Below are 16,461 nucleotides of genomic sequence, written 5' to 3' on the forward strand. Positions count from 1 at the left end.
TTCGCCCTATTCGTCCTCCGTTTCCGGGAATATACTCTCCGGGATGTACGCCGTGACAGTCCAGTTGGGCGCGTCGACGACTTCGCTGATCTTGAGATCCATCGCCGCCGAACAGAGGATGTACGCCTCCCCGCGGGTGAGTCCACGCTCGCCGGCGAGATACTCGATCATGTGCAGCGTCGCTTTCTTCGTCGCGTCCATCAGGTCGTCGCTGATCCCCGTCGTAGCGTACATCTGCTCGTCGTGACCCGTCGGCGTGAACGGTCCGGACGTCTCGAACTGCGGCTGTTCGATCGACATGTCCGTCCGGAGGGTGAACCGTGCGGTGACGAACATCGGCGCTTCGATCCCCGTCACGCACACCTCCCCGTCGCCCTGGGCGGCGTGACAGTCGCCGACCGAAAACAGCGCGCCGTCCGCCTCGACCGGGAGATAGACGGTGGAGCCGGCAGCCATGTGCTTTACGTCCATGTTGCCCCCGGTCGACCGGGGCGGCAGCGTGTCGTGTTCTCCCTCCTCGCCGGGGGCAACGCCGATCACGCCCGGGAACGGATCCAGTGGCACCTCGATCCCGTTTACGAACCGGCCGACGTCGCCCTCCAGGTCCCAGTAGTGCACACCGGCGTCGGGGAACTCCTCGGGGAGCAATCCGAGTCCCATCTCGCCGGGCAGGAACCCGGTGTATCCCCAGCCCTTGTGCTGGAGATCCAGAAGCTCTACCTGGAGGACGTCGCCGGGTTCGGCCCCCTCGATCGCGACCGGCCCGGTAAGGGGGTGAACCGGGTCGAAACTCACGTTCGCGAAGTCCTCGACGTCGGACTCGATGTCGACCTGTCTGTCTACCGCGTCGCGGCATTCGAACCGGACGACGTCGCCGTCCTCGACGGTCAAAATCGGATCCAGCGAGTTGTCCCACACCCGGTGGATGTTCTCCTCGCGGTCCGAGAGCCGGTAGTCGACCTCGTACTCCAGCGACTGCCCGCCGTGGCTGTGTTCGTGACTGTGGCAGTGAGTGTGCGCGTGGGCGTGCCCGTGTGCATGTCCGTGGCCGTGCCCGTGTCCGTCTCCGTGGCCGTGCCCGTGTCCGTCTCCGTGGCCGTGCCCGTGTCCGTCTCCGTGGTCGTGGTGTGTCATACAGTTGCAACATCTACCGCGGAGGTCTTAAATCGGACTGCCGGTGAGACGGCTGGACCTCCGAAACCACCCGAACTCGGCTCCCGCGCCCCGGTACACCGGCGCCTCTCAGCCGGCGTCGGGATTCGCCTGCCCGCCGACGTCGGATTCGCCGTCCGGGTTCCGGACGGTGACGTCGAACGTTGTGGTTTCGACAGTCTCCTCGAACTCGCCTTCGTTACCAGTGATCTCGACGCCGACGTAGAGTTCGACCGTCGTCGTCGCGGTTTCGTCGGCCTCCAGTTCCGGATCCCCGAACGACTCGGTGGTGACACCGTCACCGACCGCCGTCGCGTCGATCGTCTCGAAGCTGAATGCAAGCGTCCCGTCGACGTCGTCGAACTCCCCGTCAACGTCCGCGATCGGAGCCTCAGTCGGCTCGTCGGGGGCGACCGACACGTCGGCCAGCAGGTCCATCCTTCCGTCGACGCTGGCGCCCAGCGTCAATCCGATCTCGGCCACTCCGCCGCCGAAGTTCCGCCAGTCGACGTCGATTTCGGGGGCGACGGTCACGGCGCTCACGCGGCCGTCGTTGCGCTCGACGGTCGGGGCGTCTTTGGCCTCGAACCGGGAGGAACCGGGATCGCTGACTGCGACCGCCGGGCGACTGCTCCGGTAGATCCCCGCCAGCGTGGTCCCGCCACCCGCCAGAAGCGGTGCGAGCAGTTTGAGGCCGGTGCGTCTCGTGAAGCGTGGGTTTTCTGTCACGGCACGCCCGGGTGGCTCGTAGTCCGGTTTGAATCCTCGGGGGCGCCGGCGACTGAGAAATCACTTACCGGATGGCGCTCGAAAGGGGGGTTATGGAGAGCATCAACCGGACGGCCATCGAGCTGATGGACGAGGCGCTGGACTTCGCCGAGGAGCTGGGAATCGTCGCGAGGGAACTCGGCTGTGGGGCGACCGTGCTCGACTTCGGTGTCGATGTCGACGCCGGGCTCGAAGCGGGGCTGTTGCTGTCGGAGATACAGACCGCGGGGCTGGCGACGGTTCAAACGCGGATGGACCGCGTGGCGGGCGCACCGACGCCGTACGTCGAGCTGTCGAGCGATCACCCTGCAATCGCGCTGTTGTGCTCCCAGAAAGCGGGCTGGGAGATCGACGTCGAGGGGTTCAACGGGCTCGGCTCCGGTCCCGCGCGGGCGCTCGTCGGAGAGGAGTCGGAGTTCCAGCGGGTCGGCTACTTCGACGAGTTCGACCTCACCGTGCTGGCGGTGGAGGCGATCGATCTCCCAGGCGACGACATCGCCGAACACGTCGCGGACCTGGCGGGCGTCGAACCGTCTGGGGTGTTCCTGCCCACCTTCGCACTCGGCTCGACCGTCGGCAGCGTGACGGCCGCCGCGCGCGCGGCCGAGCTCGCCGTCTTCCGGCTCTCGGAGCTGGGATACGACCCTCGGGACGTCATCACGGCGACTGGCTCCGCGCCGGTCGCGCCGGTCTCGTACGACGAATCCGTGGCGATGGGGCGGACCAACGACGCGGTCGCCTACGGTGGGGAGGTGTACCTCCAGGTCGCCGAAGAGTTCGATCGGTTCGAGGAGGTTCCCTCCAGCGCCCGCGAAGAGCACGACACGCCGTTCGTGGAGGTGTTCGAGGCGGTCGACTGGGATCTCTACGAGGTCGACGCGTCGGTGTTTGCGCCCGCCGTAGTCACGATCGACGTCCAGGACGGGCCGACGTACGTCTACGGCGAAACAGACGAGGAACTGCTCGCGGAGTCGTTCGGACATACGACCCCGAACTGACCCGATGCGGTTCAAGCCCGTCCCGACGGTGCCCGAGCGATCGTCGCTCGAGGACGTCCGCCGTGCGATACCGCTGGTCCCGGCGTCCGAACCGGACTGTAAGCGTCGGCTCCGTGAGCGACTGGACATCGACGAAACGGAAGCCGGGGCGTGGCTCGCGTTTCTCCGGGCGCTCGGACTGGTCGAACGTACCGCCCGAGGCTATCGCCGAACGCGCCGCGAGGAAACTTCGGAAACCCTCGACCGACCGTTTCGACGGCGGGTGTACGCTGCCGAGGAGGCGCTGACTGTGGTTTCCTCGGCGGATCGCCCCTTGACTGCCGCAGAGATCGCCGAGCGAATTACCCACTGCGAGCCGACCTGGGAGCGTCACCGGCGCGTCCACCACGACGAATATTGGCGGGAACGAACCGGACTGCTCCTCGAGTGGGCGGTCCGGCTGGATCTGGCAGACCGCATCGAGCCCGGGGAGAAATCAGCGGTGCCGACTTATCGACTGAAGACGCGCCGATGACCGCAGGTGCGTAATAACCCTTTTATCGCTTCCACGGAACGTATCGTTCATGAACTTGTTCGGGGGCCGAGACCCGGCCGAACCGGTGGAGTACGAACCCACCAGTGTGAAGGAGCTTCTGGTCGAGATGAAGGACACCTCGGAGCTGCTCATCGATCTGGCGTACTCGGCTGTCCTCCATCAAAGCGAGAACATCGCCCGGGAGGTTCTCGAACTCGAACACCGCATGGACGTCCTCCAGATGCGCGCCCGGATGAGTCTCATCCTCGCGGCCCGGAACCCCTCCGAGGCCGAACAGCTGGCTCCCGTCCTCGGGATCGTGGCGGGCGCGGACAAGGTATCCGACGCCGCCGGCGACATCGCGAAGATCGTCCTCGAGGACATCGGGCTCCCGGATGCGATGCGGGGTGCGCTCTCGGAGGCGGTCGAAGTGCTGGTTCGCGGCACGATCGCGCCGGACTCACCGTACGCCGGCCGAACGCTTTTGGACATCAACCTCGAGTCGGAGACCGGCGTCCGGGTGATCGCGATCCGGCGCGACGACGACTGGATCCTCAACCCCGGCCCGGAGACCGTTCTCGAAGACGGCGACGTCACCATCCTCCGGGGCCCGGAACCCAACATCGAGGAGGTGTACGAGCGGGCAACCGGTGACCCCTACGAGGTCGAACCGCCCGTCGAGTCCGACATCGACGACCTGGAGCGAGCGGTCGACTCGATCGTACTGATGAAGAACCTCTCGGAACTGGCGGTCGATCTGGCCTACGGGAGCGTGCTCTTCGACAACGAGGAACTGGCCGAAGAGGTGTCGAACCTCGAGGTCGAGGTGGACGCGCTGCAGTCGCGGTTCGAGGCGTGGACGCTCCAGGCGGCGAAAAACGCCGAGGATCCCGTCGCCCTGCGCGGGCTCATCCATCTCGGCGTCGCGACCGAGGAGGTGTCCGACGCGGCTCTGGAGATCACCGAAGGGGTGCTCCGGGACCTGGACGTCCACCCGGTCGTCGAGCTCGCGGTACGGGAATCCGACGAGATCATCACTCGAACGACGATCGCCGCCGGGAGCGCCCTCGACGGGACGGACGTCACGGAGGGGGTTCCCGACACAGACATTTCGACGAGCGTCATCGCGATCCGACGTCCCGAGGAGGGTTGGATCGTCGGTCCCGACATGAATACTGCCCTTCGTCCCGGGGACGTCGTGATCACGAAGGGTACCCGAACCTCGGCGGTGGAGTTCGCCGAACTGGCGACCTAGCCCGGACTGGTCCAGGTTCGATAAACTACTTTCACAACAGAATGAGCACAGCGCCGAGTTCTTCCAACAGCACGACGTGAAGCGGCGGGCCGCCGAGCACAGCGATGGCGACGACCGACAGGATGATCACGCCGAGGATGTCACAGACGTTCGTCACCACCGGGATCGTCGTGTCGTCCGGGTCCAATCCCTGTTTGTAGGAGACGTACGTCGCCGCGATCGACAGCACGATCGCGACAACCGCGAGGATCATCCCGCTGACGACCGAGATGACGAGCAAGTCCCAAAGTGCCATCGGCTCACCGGTTATCAGGTGGCCGACCCCGTAGGCGACGAACCCGAGGATCGTGAAGATCGTTCCAGCAAGCGCGAGGATCGCGAGGATGTTCGTCCACAGGACTGTATCCCGGGGATCGAACTCGAGCAGTCCCAGATGCAGCCGGGTCGAGAGCCGCGAGGAGAGGATCGCCCCGAGGTTCCCTCCCATGTCGATCATCACAGGGACGAGCACCAGAAGCGTCGGGTTGCCGAGATACGTCTCCTCGAGCGTCTCGAGGACAAACCCCGATCCCATCTCGAGGATCGACAGCACCACCAGAATCGGGAACATCGTTCCGACGATGCTTTTCACGGTCCAGCTATCCAGCGAGTCACCGGGGATCGACACCATTACACGACCACCCCTACGACCGTGATCGCGACGAACAGGAAGACGACGCCGAAGATGTCACCCAGTGTGGTGACGATCGGTCCGATCAGGTTGTCGGGATCGAGACCGTGTTTGTAGCCGGCGAACACCAGCACCAGCAGTCCACCGATGAGAACGATCGACGTCAACACCCCGGAGATGAGCATGATACCGACGAGTTCGACGAGCCGTGCGGGATCCCGTCCCGGAACGAGCTGTAACAGCCCCCACGACAGGAAGCCGATGAATACGGAGATTCCGATCCCGTTGATAAACGAGGCGATCACCGCGGCCAGTAGCCGCCGGTCGCGCTGGAACCGTGGTTCGATGAGCCCCTGGTGGAGCCCGGAGGAGATCCGCGCTCCCAGCGCGCCGTAGACGTTACCACGGGTGGCCAGAAACGCGGGTAACAGCAGTAACAGCCCAGGATAGCGCTCGAACCCGTCGATCATCCCCTCGGTCCCCAGAACCGACCCTGCGAACACACCCCCCAGAAGGCTCACGAGGAGGATGGCGATGGATTCGCGGTAGATACGCCACACCCCGTGCCGTACGTCCATACAGGGATCTGAAGCGAATCGGACATAAATGTACCGAGCGAGCGAGGGCACTCCCGTTCGGTCTCAGTCGTCGTTTTCTGCTCCTGGTGTAAGATCAGTTACAGTACCGACGCCCTTGCTCTGTCCCTCCCGAAAGACGAACTTCTGTCCCTCCTCGACGAGGTACGGCCTGAACTTGAATCGAATCCGAGCCGTCCCGGTGTCACCTGGAAGCAGGCGTCCGTCGTCGGGATGGAACGAAGCCGCCTCCGAGACGGTCTCGAGGTGGACGACCGGTTCGTAGCCGTCCTGGATCCGCGTAGGATGGTTCAGCACCATCACTTCCGCCTCGAACTCCCGTACCGGGGTTGGATCGGCGTCCCTGGGGAGCAGCGCCATCCCGCGTTCGATCTCGGGTTCGCTCACCCCTGTAAGTGCGATCCCGACGATCCGACCAGCGCGCGCCTCGTCGACCCGGTGGTAGTGCATCTCGATCGACCGGACCTCGACGTCGCGGAACGTTCCGTCCGGCATCGGGCCCAGGAGGAGTTGGTCTCCCGCCTCGACTGTCCCCGAGTTGACCGTTCCGGAGGCGACTGCGCCGACGCCGGTGACGCCGTACGTCCGATCGACGTACATCCGGAAGGCCTCTCGCTTTTCCTCGTTGCGGTTCGGAAGCTGTTCGAACAGTCGATCCAGCGTTTCCAGTCCCTGTTCGCTCACGGCCGACGTCCGGAGGATCGGCACGACGCCGTCGCCGATCTCGTCGACGGCCGTCGTGACGCCGTGGCGGGCCAAAAGCAGGGGCGTCCGCCCGGCGTCCCGGAGCATCGACTCGACGTCGCGTTCGACCTCCAGCAGCCGCTGTTCGTCCACGAGATCGACCTTGGTGAGCGCGACGATCGTGGGGAGATCGGTCGCCAGCAGGATCCCCAGATGCTCCCGGGTGGTCTTCGTCGGACCGTCGTCGGCAGCGACGGTCAACAGTCCGTAATCGAGCTTCTGTCCGACGAGTCCTCGGATCGTGGTCCGGAGCCACGGCTCGTGACCGACGGTGTCCACGAAGGAGACGAGCCGGTCGGCCTCCTCGACGACCCGGGCCCGATCCTGCTTCCGGTGGGGGTTCTCCAGACGGACGGGCCCCTCGTCGTCGAAGCCGTACACCCCGTACGAGAGATCCGCAGAGAGCCCCCGCTCGACCTCGTGTGGCTGGACGTCGAGATACGACCTGGTGTCGCCGTTACCGTCGTCAGGTCGGCCCGTAACCAGCGATCCCACGAGCGTGGACTTGCCGTGATCGACGTGGCCGGCCGTCCCCACCACGATGTGATCGTCATCGGAGGCCAGCATTCCGCCGTCCCGGATCGTCGCCACCCCCACCAGCCCCTCCTCGGAGCCGTTCCCTCGTTTTCCCGCACTCCATGTCTCGACATCGGCGATGTGTGCGTCGGCCTCCTCACAGAGCAACGACAGCACGTCCATCGTCTCGGAGAACGCGTCCGGCGAGATCCCGGCGATCCCCCCGTCGTCGGTGACGCCCACAACGTAGGTCGCCTCGCCGTTGCCCGACAGTACGCGGTGCCGGAGCTGGGCGGCGAGGCTCTGGAGGCGACCGTCCGCGAGGTGGATCTCCCGGGAGAGGCGCTCTTTGAACTCGACGTGTCCGCCCTCCCGTTCGCCACGTTCGAGGGCCCGTTCGAGCACGACCCTGTCGGCGCTCATGGGCGCGAGTACGCCCCTGTACCGTATAACGGTTGTGCGGGTTTTGCTCTCGCAGGGAGTGTCGAAGGGGTCACGGCGGCGGATCGATCGTTTCTGGCGGTTCGGAATCGAACTTTCGGTCGAGGAACTCGCGTTCGGCCACCGAGAGCTCTCGGTCCAGAAACTGTCTCAGACCGTTCTCGTAGGTTCCCGGATCGGCGCTGCCGGGGCGTTCGAGAACCAGCTCCGCGATCCCCGTTCGTCGACCGGTGTACGCGAACCCCGCCCTGTAGGCCGCCTCGTAGGCGAACGGGTTGTTGACGGCGATTCGACAGCGCTCGTATCCCCGGATCTCGGCCCTTCTGGCGACGAACCCGAGGAGACGGGGACCCAGTCCCCGTCCCCGGTGGTCGGCGTGGACCGTGACGTACCGAAGCCAGAGGGTTCCGGGATCTGTTCGGTCCTCGTTGAACGCCACCGCTGCCAGGACGTCGTCCTCGAACGCCGACGGATCGACTCCGTCGGGGAGATCCTCGGCGTCAGCTTCCGCTTTTGCCGCGCCCTCGATTTCGGTGTCACCGCGGATCACGGCCTTACCGGTGGTGGTCATGACGAACTTGCCGGCGTAGCTGAAGGTTCGGAAGTCGAGCCCGAGTGTGGGCCCCGACGGCGGCCAGCCGAGCAGTTCGAACTTCACGCATTCGGTAGGATCCGCTCTCTTAAGTACGGTCTGCCTCTCGCAATCACGGTGTGTGTCGCAAGTACTGGGACGATACATCCTTTATGCGTCCCTGGATCGTAGATGGAACCATGTTCGGCCCCGGCGACGTCCGTTTTTTCGATCTCGTCTCGCACGTGTACGACGCCGTGATGCCGCCGGCGTCCGTCGAGGACCTGTCGGCGGGGCTCGCGATGGCCGACCGGCCGATCGATCGAGTCCTCGACGTCGGTGGAGGAACCGGACGGGCGATCGCGTCGATCCGCGGCCCCGAGCGAGTTGTCGCCGACGCCTCCGCGGGGATGCTCCGACGTATCGGCGGCGAGAACGTCCACGGGGTGTTGACCGACGCGAGGCGGCTTCCGTTTGCGGACGCCGCCTTCGACGCGGCGCTTCTGGTCGACGCACTCCATCACGTTCCCGACCGGCCAGTAGTACTACGGGAGGCGTTCAGGGTGCTCGCACCGGGGGGTGTGCTCGTGATCCGGGAGTTCGATCCGTCCCACCCTCTCGGACGACTGCTGGTCGCCGGCGAGCACGCCGTCGGTATGCGCTCCCGCTTTTATACGCCCGCGGAACTGGCCGACGAACTCTCGGCTGCCGGTTTCGAACCGTCGGTACTCGATACGGGGTTCGGATACACGGTGGCCGGGGTGGTTCCGGTCGACGGTGACCGTCTGTGAGGATCGTATAGCGGTTGCACGAGTCGTGGAGTACCTCGGGGTCAAGTCGTTCGAGAATCTTCGATTCTCGTGATCACGAAAGTCTTCGATTTTCGGACGACCCCGAGGCACTCGGTCTGCTTTTGTCTGTAGACCAGATCGATGGCCAGTCACGCCACGACGACGGCGGTCACGACCGACACCAGAACCGCGAGAATTGCCCACGTTTTCGGAGTGTCGTATCGGCCGTACGGTCCACCCTTCCTGGAAAACACATAGAGTACGTACACCAAAAGCGGTGTCAGACGGTACTGGAGCGGTATCGGGGTCGAAAGCGCGTATTCGAACCCCAGCGTGAGCGCGACTGCACAGGCCGCGGCGACTCCCGCGACGAGAAGGTCCTCGCGGGCTCGGTCGAGATCCATGTGCTCGCTATCGACGAGGCGCGAAAAGAACTCGGCGGTTCGCAACCGGTCGGTCGCGGTCGATCGGAGCCTCCGGAGCCGCTACGTGATCGAGAACGACGCAGCGACGCCGAGCAGTGCGACGAGGGCGGCACTCAAAAGCATCAGATACGTAAGCGACCGCGGCTCCTGTTTGAGATGCTGGTAGTAGCCGACGATCAGGCCGGTTTTGAGGAACGCCGCGACCATCGTGGCGCCGATCGCGGTCCAGTAGTCGAACCCCGGGAGATTGAAGAACAGCCACTTCGAGGCAGCAAGCACGAGGAGAAGCACGTAGACGAGTGTGTACTGTCGTACCGACGTCATTGGCGTCCGAACCGGGGGACCGTGTGAACTTATATCTTCCCCCAATGTGGGGGGGTAGCCCTTTACAGTCACCTCGTCGACAACAGCTCATCCACGATATCGACGGTACAGGAGATACGCGATCGCCAATCCGACGATCCAGCTCCCGATTCCGAACACGCCGATGAGGACCCCGCGGAGCACCGGATGCAGTTCGGACAGCATCACCATCAGGGAAAAGACGTCCATCGATGCAACTGTTCGCGTCCGACCGGAAAAGTGGTTCGGGGCGTCACACCGACGTCGTTCGGGGCGTCACACCGACGTCGTTCGGGGCGTCACATCAGGTAGAACAGCGGGAAGAGGAACACCCAGACGATATCGACGAAGTGCCAGTACAGCCCGAAGTACTCGATCGACCGTTCGTCCTCCAGGTAGGCGCCCCTGGCGGCCCTGGCGATCAGGAACGCGGCGATGAGCAGGCCGATGATGACGTGCACGGCGTGGAGGCCGGTGGTGACGTAGTACGTCGACGCCTGGACGCTGGAGCTGAGAGTGATCCCGTCGATGTAGATCTTCTCGTACCACTCGAACAGCTTGATGCCGAAGAAGGTAAATCCGAGCAGCATCGTCGCTCCGAGAGCGCCGACGAGCTTGCGACTGTCCCCCCGTTGTGCGGCAACGAGCGCAAGGATCACCGTAAACGAGGAGGTCAGCAGAACGAACGTGTTTATGAGGCCGAAGGTGGCGTCGGGGATCGGCTCCCAGGCGGTCCAGCCGGCGTTGACGCGGATGAACACCGCCGCCGAGAGGAACGCACCGAACACCATCACGTCGGAGGCGAGGAAGAACCACACGCCGAGTTTGTTCTTCTCGATCCCCTCGAAGGGCCACCGCTCGGCGACCTCGCTTGCGGGCGCGAAGAAGTCTTCGAGGCCGAACTTGACACACGCGTAGATGAGCCCCGCGAGCCCGACGGCGGTCGTGATCGGGTAGAAGTAGCCGTCGATACTGCTTGCGCCCGCCTCGAGTGTGATCTGGTCGGCCAGCCCCGACAGTCCGAGGAAGAACACGAACAGCCCGACGCTGATCCAGAACGGCCAGATGCTGGCGTGAGAGGCGTGGTCCCCCGGACTGGCGTTTATCGAGTCGGTCGAACCCGCGTGTCCGCCGTCGGGCACCGCGTCGGAGACGAACTCGAGCCTTCCGGAGGCGTAGCTGGGGCGCCCGGACCAGTTTTCCAGCGGCGGCGGAGAGGGAACCGCCCACTCGGCAGTCCGGGTGTACCGCCAGGGATTGTCGGCCGCGTCCGGGCCGGAAACGTAGCTCTTGAAGAAGTTGTAGAACATGATGAAGAACGATCCACCCAGCAGGAACGCACCGATCGTCCCGAACTGATGGAACGTTATGAAGTCGACGTTGTACTCGAAGACGCGGCGGGGCGTCTCCCAGGCGAGGAACATCGAGAAGTAGACGACGTTGAAGGAGACGAAGAAGATCGCGAAGTGGAGCTTTCCGAGGAGCTCGTCGTACATTTTCCCGGTCATTTTCGGGAACCAGTAGTAGAGCCCGCCGAAGAGGGCGGTCGCGCCGCCGAACATCACGTAATGGAAGTGCGCGACGACCCAGTAGGTGCCCCGGAACTCGTAGTCGAGCACAATCGCACCGAGGAAAACCCCGGTGATCCCACCGAGGATGAACAGAAGCAGCGCCCCGAACGCGAACAAAAACGGCGTAGTAAACCGGACACGTCCCTTGATCAGGGTGTAGATAAGCGCGAACACGAGCAGATCGAACGGGAGCGAGATGCCGATGGTGGTCGCCATCATCAGCGTCTTGATCTCGAGGTTGATCGTCGTGAGGAACATGTGATGCATCCACACCAGGAACGACTGGATCGCGATCAGACACATCGCGATGATCACCCACTTGCGGCCGACGAGACGCTTGCCGGCGAACGTCTGGAACAGTTCCAGCATCACCCCCAGCGCAGGGAAGAAGACGATGTACACCTCCGGATGGCCGAAGAACCAGAACAGATGCCCCCACAGTAACGACCCTCCCTCGGTCGCGGAGAAGTAGACGCTGCCGAAGATCCGGTCGGAAAGCAAGATCAGCGCCGCCGCCAGCAGCGTCGCGAAGGCGAACAACATCATCCAGACAGTAAGCAGGATCGTCCAGGTGAACATCGGCATGTCCCACAGCCCCATCCCCTCCGCCCGCGAGTGATGGATCGTCACGAGGAAGTTCATCGTCGAGGCGGTCGAGGCGGTGAGGAACATGCCGAGTGCGAGGATCGCCCCCGTCGAGCCGATGCTGGGCGTGTACGCCGGCAGATTCAGCGGCGCGTAGATCGTCCAGCCGGCGTCCAGCGTTCCGCCCTGGAAAAACGAGATCGCAAACAGGACCCCCGAGAGGAGGTACAGCCAGTACGATAGCGCGTTGAGCCGGGGGAACGCCAGGTCCTCCGCGCCGATCTGCAGGGGGACGAAGTAGTTCGCGAAGCCGAACGCCAGCGGCGAGAGGAACCAAAACACCATCAACAGGCCGTGGGCGGTCACCGCCTCGTTGTACGCGAGCCCCGTCAGGACCTGGTCGCCGGGCACCCACATCTGCATCCGGATGAGCAGCGCGAGCATGCCGCCGAAAAGCAGAAAGAACAGCGCAGTCAGGGTGTAGAGGATGCCGACGTCCTTGTGGTTCGTCGTGACGAACCACCGTTTCAGCGTCGATTTCGGAGGGAGGTGGTGGCTGTGATCGTCGTCTTCTCCTTCGGATTCGACGGGGGCGGGCGATCCGTGTTCGTCCCCGGCGTGGGCGCCGCTCATGCAGCGACACCTCCGGAGGAGACGACGGCTCCGAGAGCCGGGCCGGTCAGCGAAGACGACGTATCGTCAGCGTCCGAGTCGTCGGCGTCGTCAGTTTCGGCGTCGTCAGTTTCGGCGTCATCGGCGTCGTCAGTTTCGGCGTTTTCTCCGCCGTTTTCGTCAGCTTCCGGATCCGTTCCTTCGTACCACTCCTCGAACTCGCCAGGTTCCATTACGATAATGTCTGCTTTCATGTACGAGTGACCGCTTCCGCACAGCTCGAAGCATTCGGCGGTGTACGTTCCCGTTTCCTCCTCGAGGAACCAGGTCGTGGAGGTTTCGCCGGGGATGGAGTCGGTTTTGATGCGTAACTCCGGCGAGCCGAAGTTGTGCCACACGTCCCGTGATGTCACGTGGAGGTACACCACCTGATCGGCCGGAACTCGCAGTTCGTTGTCCACGGAGTGCCCGTTCGGATACTCGAACTCCCAACCGAACTGGTAGCCTTCGACGTCTATCTCGAGTTCGGCCTCGGGATCGACGTCAGGCCCCGATTCGACGTAGATCAACAGGGTGTACGCGTACACGACCAGACTGATGACGATGATGGCGCTGATGCCGAACGAGAGGAACAGCTTCTTTCCTTTTCCACCGTCGTCTCCCGTCGGGAGCTCACCGAGAGTCGGTCGGTTTTCTTCGTCGTCCTCGGGCTCGCCGTTGTCCCGGTACTTGTAGGCGTTGTAAAGCGTGTAGGCGACCACGACGATCCCCACGAGCGTCCCGAGCGCGAGGAACACGAAGAAGATCTCCTCGAACACGTCCGCCTGAGACCGCCATTCCCCGGGTCGAACCTGCAGGAGGAGTCCCGATAAGAGTACACATGTCATGGGTAGCGAGTCTTGGTATTCCTGACGGTAGGACGTACTTAGCTCTTTTGGCAAATAGGGGATGTAGCCGGGGAGCTCGAAGCTGCCATAAGGCTATTTTCCCGAGTTATGAAGGCTATTTTTAAGTATGGATAAAAAATCTGATATTAACTCGAGGGAGGCAGCGAAGGGTATAAGTACAACCGAACGGAGTACGCAGCACGGGACATATTCGCATGGTTACTGCCCAGTTACTCAGTGCGGTTTTGATGGCCGGGGTACTGCTCGTCGTCTTCCTGGCGGCGACGCGGCGCTCCAGGAAAGCCGGCGGGAGTTCGGACGATCGGGGGCCGGGCGGATGGCGCCGGCTGCAGTCCCGCATGAAAACGGCAGCCGAGGATCCGGCCGTTCTGGCGGTGGGATTCCTGCTTTTGGCCGTCGGAATGGGCCTGGGCGTCGTTGCCGCGGTCGGCGACGGGTTCCTCGAGGGGGTACCAGTCGACCTGCTTGCGGTGGTGCTTGGAGCCACGCTTGCGCTCGTGCTCGTGGCGTACCTCTTTTGGGGAACTTACGCCGCGAGTCGACGCCGGGGGCTCGGCAACGCTCAGGCGGTCGGCGTCGGGGTCGGAACCCTCGGCCTGCTGTTCCTTGCCGTGATCGCTGCCCAGCTCCTGTTCGGCGTCGTCGGATGAGGTCCCGGGGCTGTTGTACTTTTGGCGTCGTCGTTCTGCTGTCCAAAAAAGGGTTCCTCGATCGGGAGAGCTAGTCGACGGTGATCGTGATCGAGCGCAGAATGCTCGAGCGGTCGCCCTTTTCCCAGACGAGGTTCGCGGTGGTGGTTCCGCCGAAATTATCGCTGATCTCCCTGCTGATCGTGTCACCGGCGGCCAATCGAGCGTCGCTGGGTTCGGCGGCGTTCATGGCCTCGAACACGGTACTGTCCGATGCGGTGATCGAGAGTTCCGACGCCTCCACCGCGTCACCGCCCTGGTGGGTGAACGTCACTGTGCCGTTTTCGCCCCCGTTCGCATCGAATTCCGCGCCCCAGTTCGCGTTGGGGGCGGTGTCTCCGACCTGGTCGCCCAGTCCGAGCACGAACGTGCCGATCACTGCCGCCAGGATCACGGTAATCGCGACCATCAGTATGACGCCGATAACCGGAGAAACTGCGCGCCGTTCCGTAAATAATGTCTGTAATTTCATGACGTATTTTCTCTGTGTACTGACACGGAAAGCGAACTGTTTGGCGATAAATCACCATACGTAGCGGTTACCGTGAGACAATTGTCTATACACCTCCCGACTATATATAGGTTCCCTGATATTACTGTGTCACGTCTCTCGTTAGCGCGGTCCTCGATCGTCTGTGCCACCCGATCCTGTACCACCCGTTCCTGTACCACCCGTTCCTGTGCCGTCTTTGGTCCCAGTCCGTGACCGAAGTCGACCCACCGGCGGCAACGGTTCCATCGGTTTTTCAAAATTGTATAGAAACCACAATACTAATACATCCCAGGGTCCAAACGACAGTCGATGTCAACGCAACTCGAATCCGACGAACCAGTGATCGTCAACGGAACCGCCGAGTTCGAAGAGCTGATCGCGGACGGAGAGACCGTTCTCGTCGACTTCCACGCCGACTGGTGTGGCCCCTGTCAGATGATGGAGCCCGTAGTCGAAGAGATCGCCGCAGACACCGACGCAGTCGTCGCAAAGGTCGACGTCGACGCCAACCAGCCGCTGGCACAAAACTACGGCGTTCGCGGCGTGCCGACCCTGCTGCTCTTCGATGGGGGCGAGGCGGTCGAACGGCTCGTCGGTGTCCAGTCGTCCGAACAGCTAACTGCTGTCGTCGAGCGGTACGCCTAATCTTTTCACACCCCGGCGCGATCACCCGGGTGACCTGGAAGTCGGACACTACAGTGATGAAACCCGCAGAACTCAGATCAGAGATTCCAGCCGTACAGAACGTGGCGTACATGAACACGGGCGCGAGCGGTCCGAGCCCTCGACGGGTCGTCGAGGCCGCCCACGGTTACCTCGAGCGTGTAGAGTACGACGTTCACGCCTCGGGCGACATCTACGAGTTTACGTTCGGGGAATACGAACGGATCAGGGAGGAAATCGCGGAGTTTGTGGGTGCCTCGCCGGCGGAACTGGCGCTCACCGAGAGTACGACCGACGGGATCGCCCGGTTCGCGTCCGGGATCGACTGGGAGCCGGGGGACATCGTCGTCAGAACGGATCTCGAGCATCCTGCAGGGATCTTGCCCTGGCAGCGGCTCGAACGCGAGGGCGTCGAGGTCCGCGTCGTCGAAACCGAAAACGGCCGGATCGACTTAGACGAGTTTACCGACGCCGTCTCGGATGCGAAGCTCGCGTGTTTCAGCGCGCTCACCTGGACCCACGGGACACGGCTTCCGATCTCGGAGCTTGCAGACATCGCCCGCGAGGCGGGAGCGCTCACGCTCGTCGACGCCGTCCAGGTACCGGGGCAGGCACCCTTCGACGTCGAAGAGTGGGGAGCCGACGCCGTCGCCTCCGCCGGCCACAAGTGGCTGCTCGGGCTCTGGGGCGGCGGCTTCCTCTACGTCCGGCGCGAGGTGGCCGACCGGCTCGAACCGCGGTCGATCGGCTATCGGAGCGTCCAGTCGCCCGGTGATTCGTCGTTCCGGTTCAAGCAGGGTGCTCCCCGCCTGGAGATCGGGACGACGAACCTGGCGGCCCACGTCGGACTGCTCGAGGCGATCGAAACGATGGAATCGGTCGGGCTGGAAACGATACAGGGTCGGATCCGCGATCTCACGGACCGGTTCAAGGCCGGCGTGCCCGACGAACGGCTGTTGAGCCCCCGGGAGTACGAGTCAGGACTCGTGACCGTCGACGTGTCCGATCCCGAGGAGACGGTCGAACGACTCGACGACGCCGGGTTCACGGTTCGGTCGATCCCGCCGATGAACGCGGTACGCATCTCCCTGCACGTGTTCAACACGCCCGCGGAAGTCGACGCGCTGCTCGCAGAACTGGACTGGGAACTGTAAGGT

19 protein-coding genes are annotated in these 16,461 nt (G+C 63.6%); 7 read left to right on the forward strand and 12 right to left on the reverse strand.

The window, feature by feature from the left end:
- Positions 1-6: 6 nt before the first annotated feature.
- A complete protein-coding gene (locus tag AArcCO_RS10390; protein ID WP_345780889.1) occupies positions 7-972 on the reverse strand; it encodes an acetamidase/formamidase family protein in 966 nt (321 codons plus the stop codon).
- 270 nt (positions 973-1,242) lie between these two features.
- Entirely contained in the window at positions 1,243-1,881 is a 639-nt protein-coding gene (locus tag AArcCO_RS10395; protein ID WP_259533367.1) for a hypothetical protein, read from the reverse strand.
- A 92-nt stretch (positions 1,882-1,973) separates the two neighbouring features.
- Here AArcCO_RS10395 and mch point away from each other — a divergent pair, with 92 nt between their 5' ends.
- From mch to AArcCO_RS10410, 3 genes are read left to right on the forward strand one after another with little or no spacing between them, the layout of a single operon-like run.
- Positions 1,974-2,918, forward strand: coding sequence for a methenyltetrahydromethanopterin cyclohydrolase (gene mch, locus AArcCO_RS10400; protein WP_259533368.1), 945 nt, complete (start codon positions 1,974-1,976; stop codon positions 2,916-2,918).
- A 4-nt stretch (positions 2,919-2,922) separates the two neighbouring features.
- A complete protein-coding gene (locus AArcCO_RS10405) occupies positions 2,923-3,432 on the forward strand; it encodes a double winged helix-containing putative transcriptional regulator (RefSeq protein WP_259533370.1) in 510 nt (169 codons plus the stop codon).
- Positions 3,433-3,481: 49 nt separating this feature from the next.
- Positions 3,482-4,687, forward strand: a complete 1,206-nt coding sequence (locus AArcCO_RS10410) for a potassium channel family protein (RefSeq protein ID WP_259533371.1) — start codon at positions 3,482-3,484, stop codon at positions 4,685-4,687.
- A gap of 31 nt (positions 4,688-4,718) precedes the next feature.
- Here AArcCO_RS10410 and AArcCO_RS10415 read toward each other — a convergent pair whose 3' ends face one another.
- The 4 genes from AArcCO_RS10415 to AArcCO_RS10430 all read right to left on the reverse strand — a co-directional run bounded on the left by AArcCO_RS10415 (position 4,719) and on the right by AArcCO_RS10430 (position 8,312).
- Positions 4,719-5,357 (reverse strand): magnesium transporter, encoded by a 639-nt coding sequence (locus tag AArcCO_RS10415; RefSeq protein WP_259533372.1) that lies wholly within the window; start codon positions 5,355-5,357, stop codon positions 4,719-4,721.
- The gene (locus tag AArcCO_RS10420; RefSeq protein ID WP_259533373.1) at positions 5,357-5,935 is read right to left on the reverse strand and encodes a magnesium transporter; all 579 of its coding nucleotides are present in this window, start codon (positions 5,933-5,935) and stop codon (positions 5,357-5,359) included. The genes AArcCO_RS10415 and AArcCO_RS10420 overlap by 1 nt, the downstream gene beginning before the upstream one ends.
- Positions 5,936-5,998: 63 nt before the next feature.
- Positions 5,999-7,636, reverse strand: a complete 1,638-nt coding sequence (locus tag AArcCO_RS10425) for a GTPBP1 family GTP-binding protein (RefSeq protein ID WP_259533374.1) — start codon at positions 7,634-7,636, stop codon at positions 5,999-6,001.
- Positions 7,637-7,706: 70 nt separating this feature from the next.
- Positions 7,707-8,312: a GNAT family N-acetyltransferase gene (locus AArcCO_RS10430; protein ID WP_259533376.1), complete on the reverse strand. Its 606-nt coding sequence runs from the start codon at positions 8,310-8,312 to the stop codon at positions 7,707-7,709.
- Between the two features lie 113 nt (positions 8,313-8,425).
- On the opposite strand from AArcCO_RS10430, the gene AArcCO_RS10435 reads away from it, so the two are divergent.
- Complete coding sequence (locus AArcCO_RS10435; RefSeq protein ID WP_259533377.1) at positions 8,426-9,016, forward strand: class I SAM-dependent methyltransferase; 591 nt, start codon at positions 8,426-8,428, stop codon at positions 9,014-9,016.
- 149 nt (positions 9,017-9,165) lie between these two features.
- On the opposite strand, the gene AArcCO_RS10440 is transcribed toward AArcCO_RS10435, so the two are convergent.
- The 5 genes from AArcCO_RS10440 to coxB all read right to left on the reverse strand — a co-directional run bounded on the left by AArcCO_RS10440 (position 9,166) and on the right by coxB (position 13,438).
- Entirely contained in the window at positions 9,166-9,420 is a 255-nt protein-coding gene (locus AArcCO_RS10440) for a DUF8049 family protein (RefSeq protein WP_259533378.1), read from the reverse strand.
- Positions 9,421-9,501: 81 nt separating this feature from the next.
- Positions 9,502-9,765: a cytochrome C oxidase subunit IV family protein gene (locus tag AArcCO_RS10445; RefSeq protein WP_259533379.1), complete on the reverse strand. Its 264-nt coding sequence runs from the start codon at positions 9,763-9,765 to the stop codon at positions 9,502-9,504.
- A gap of 87 nt (positions 9,766-9,852) precedes the next feature.
- Positions 9,853-9,993, reverse strand: a complete 141-nt coding sequence (locus AArcCO_RS10450) for a hypothetical protein (protein ID WP_259533380.1) — start codon at positions 9,991-9,993, stop codon at positions 9,853-9,855.
- An 89-nt stretch (positions 9,994-10,082) separates the two neighbouring features.
- Positions 10,083-12,572, reverse strand: coding sequence for a cbb3-type cytochrome c oxidase subunit I (locus AArcCO_RS10455; RefSeq protein ID WP_259533381.1), 2,490 nt, complete (start codon positions 12,570-12,572; stop codon positions 10,083-10,085).
- Entirely contained in the window at positions 12,569-13,438 is an 870-nt protein-coding gene (gene coxB / locus AArcCO_RS10460; protein WP_259533382.1) for a cytochrome c oxidase subunit II, read from the reverse strand. Before coxB ends, AArcCO_RS10455 begins: the two co-directional genes overlap by 4 nt.
- A 215-nt stretch (positions 13,439-13,653) precedes the next feature.
- Between coxB and AArcCO_RS10465 the strand changes: the two genes are divergently transcribed.
- Positions 13,654-14,109, forward strand: a complete 456-nt coding sequence (locus AArcCO_RS10465) for a hypothetical protein (protein ID WP_259533383.1) — start codon at positions 13,654-13,656, stop codon at positions 14,107-14,109.
- A 70-nt stretch (positions 14,110-14,179) separates the two neighbouring features.
- Here the strand turns inward: AArcCO_RS10465 and AArcCO_RS10470 are convergent, their stop codons facing one another.
- Positions 14,180-14,620, reverse strand: a complete 441-nt coding sequence (locus AArcCO_RS10470) for a type IV pilin domain-containing protein (RefSeq protein ID WP_259533384.1) — start codon at positions 14,618-14,620, stop codon at positions 14,180-14,182.
- 306 nt (positions 14,621-14,926) lie between these two features.
- On the opposite strand from AArcCO_RS10470, the gene trxA reads away from it, so the two are divergent.
- Together trxA and AArcCO_RS10480 are read left to right on the forward strand one after the other, a co-directional pair.
- Positions 14,927-15,286: a thioredoxin gene (gene trxA, locus AArcCO_RS10475; RefSeq protein ID WP_323805935.1), complete on the forward strand. Its 360-nt coding sequence runs from the start codon at positions 14,927-14,929 to the stop codon at positions 15,284-15,286.
- A gap of 56 nt (positions 15,287-15,342) precedes the next feature.
- Complete coding sequence (locus AArcCO_RS10480; RefSeq protein ID WP_259533386.1) at positions 15,343-16,458, forward strand: aminotransferase class V-fold PLP-dependent enzyme; 1,116 nt, start codon at positions 15,343-15,345, stop codon at positions 16,456-16,458.
- Positions 16,459-16,461: the final 3 nt, after the last annotated feature.

Source organism: Halalkaliarchaeum sp. AArc-CO (genome assembly GCF_024972735.1).
In the GTDB taxonomy this organism is placed as follows: Archaea; Halobacteriota; Halobacteria; order Halobacteriales; family Haloferacaceae; genus Halalkaliarchaeum.

Bases quoted from the DNA above. Each gene is read 5' to 3' on its own strand.
- mch (WP_259533368.1), top strand. From the start codon at position 1,974: ATGGAGAGCATCAACCGGACGGCCATCGAGCTGATGGACGAGGCGCTG.
- AArcCO_RS10405 (WP_259533370.1), top strand. From the start codon at position 2,923: ATGCGGTTCAAGCCCGTCCCGACGGTGCCCGAGCGATCGTCGCTCGAG.
- AArcCO_RS10410 (WP_259533371.1), top strand. From the start codon at position 3,482: ATGAACTTGTTCGGGGGCCGAGACCCGGCCGAACCGGTGGAGTACGAA.
- AArcCO_RS10415 (WP_259533372.1), bottom strand. From the start codon at position 5,357: ATGGTGTCGATCCCCGGTGACTCGCTGGATAGCTGGACCGTGAAAAGC.
- AArcCO_RS10420 (WP_259533373.1), bottom strand. From the start codon at position 5,935: ATGGACGTACGGCACGGGGTGTGGCGTATCTACCGCGAATCCATCGCC.
- AArcCO_RS10425 (WP_259533374.1), bottom strand. From the start codon at position 7,636: ATGAGCGCCGACAGGGTCGTGCTCGAACGGGCCCTCGAACGTGGCGAA.
- AArcCO_RS10435 (WP_259533377.1), top strand. From the start codon at position 8,426: ATGTTCGGCCCCGGCGACGTCCGTTTTTTCGATCTCGTCTCGCACGTG.
- AArcCO_RS10440 (WP_259533378.1), bottom strand. From the start codon at position 9,420: ATGGATCTCGACCGAGCCCGCGAGGACCTTCTCGTCGCGGGAGTCGCC.
- AArcCO_RS10445 (WP_259533379.1), bottom strand. From the start codon at position 9,765: ATGACGTCGGTACGACAGTACACACTCGTCTACGTGCTTCTCCTCGTG.
- AArcCO_RS10450 (WP_259533380.1), bottom strand. From the start codon at position 9,993: ATGGACGTCTTTTCCCTGATGGTGATGCTGTCCGAACTGCATCCGGTG.
- AArcCO_RS10455 (WP_259533381.1), bottom strand. From the start codon at position 12,572: ATGAGCGGCGCCCACGCCGGGGACGAACACGGATCGCCCGCCCCCGTC.
- coxB (WP_259533382.1), bottom strand. From the start codon at position 13,438: ATGACATGTGTACTCTTATCGGGACTCCTCCTGCAGGTTCGACCCGGG.
- AArcCO_RS10465 (WP_259533383.1), top strand. From the start codon at position 13,654: ATGGTTACTGCCCAGTTACTCAGTGCGGTTTTGATGGCCGGGGTACTG.
- AArcCO_RS10470 (WP_259533384.1), bottom strand. From the start codon at position 14,620: ATGAAATTACAGACATTATTTACGGAACGGCGCGCAGTTTCTCCGGTT.
- AArcCO_RS10480 (WP_259533386.1), top strand. From the start codon at position 15,343: ATGAAACCCGCAGAACTCAGATCAGAGATTCCAGCCGTACAGAACGTG.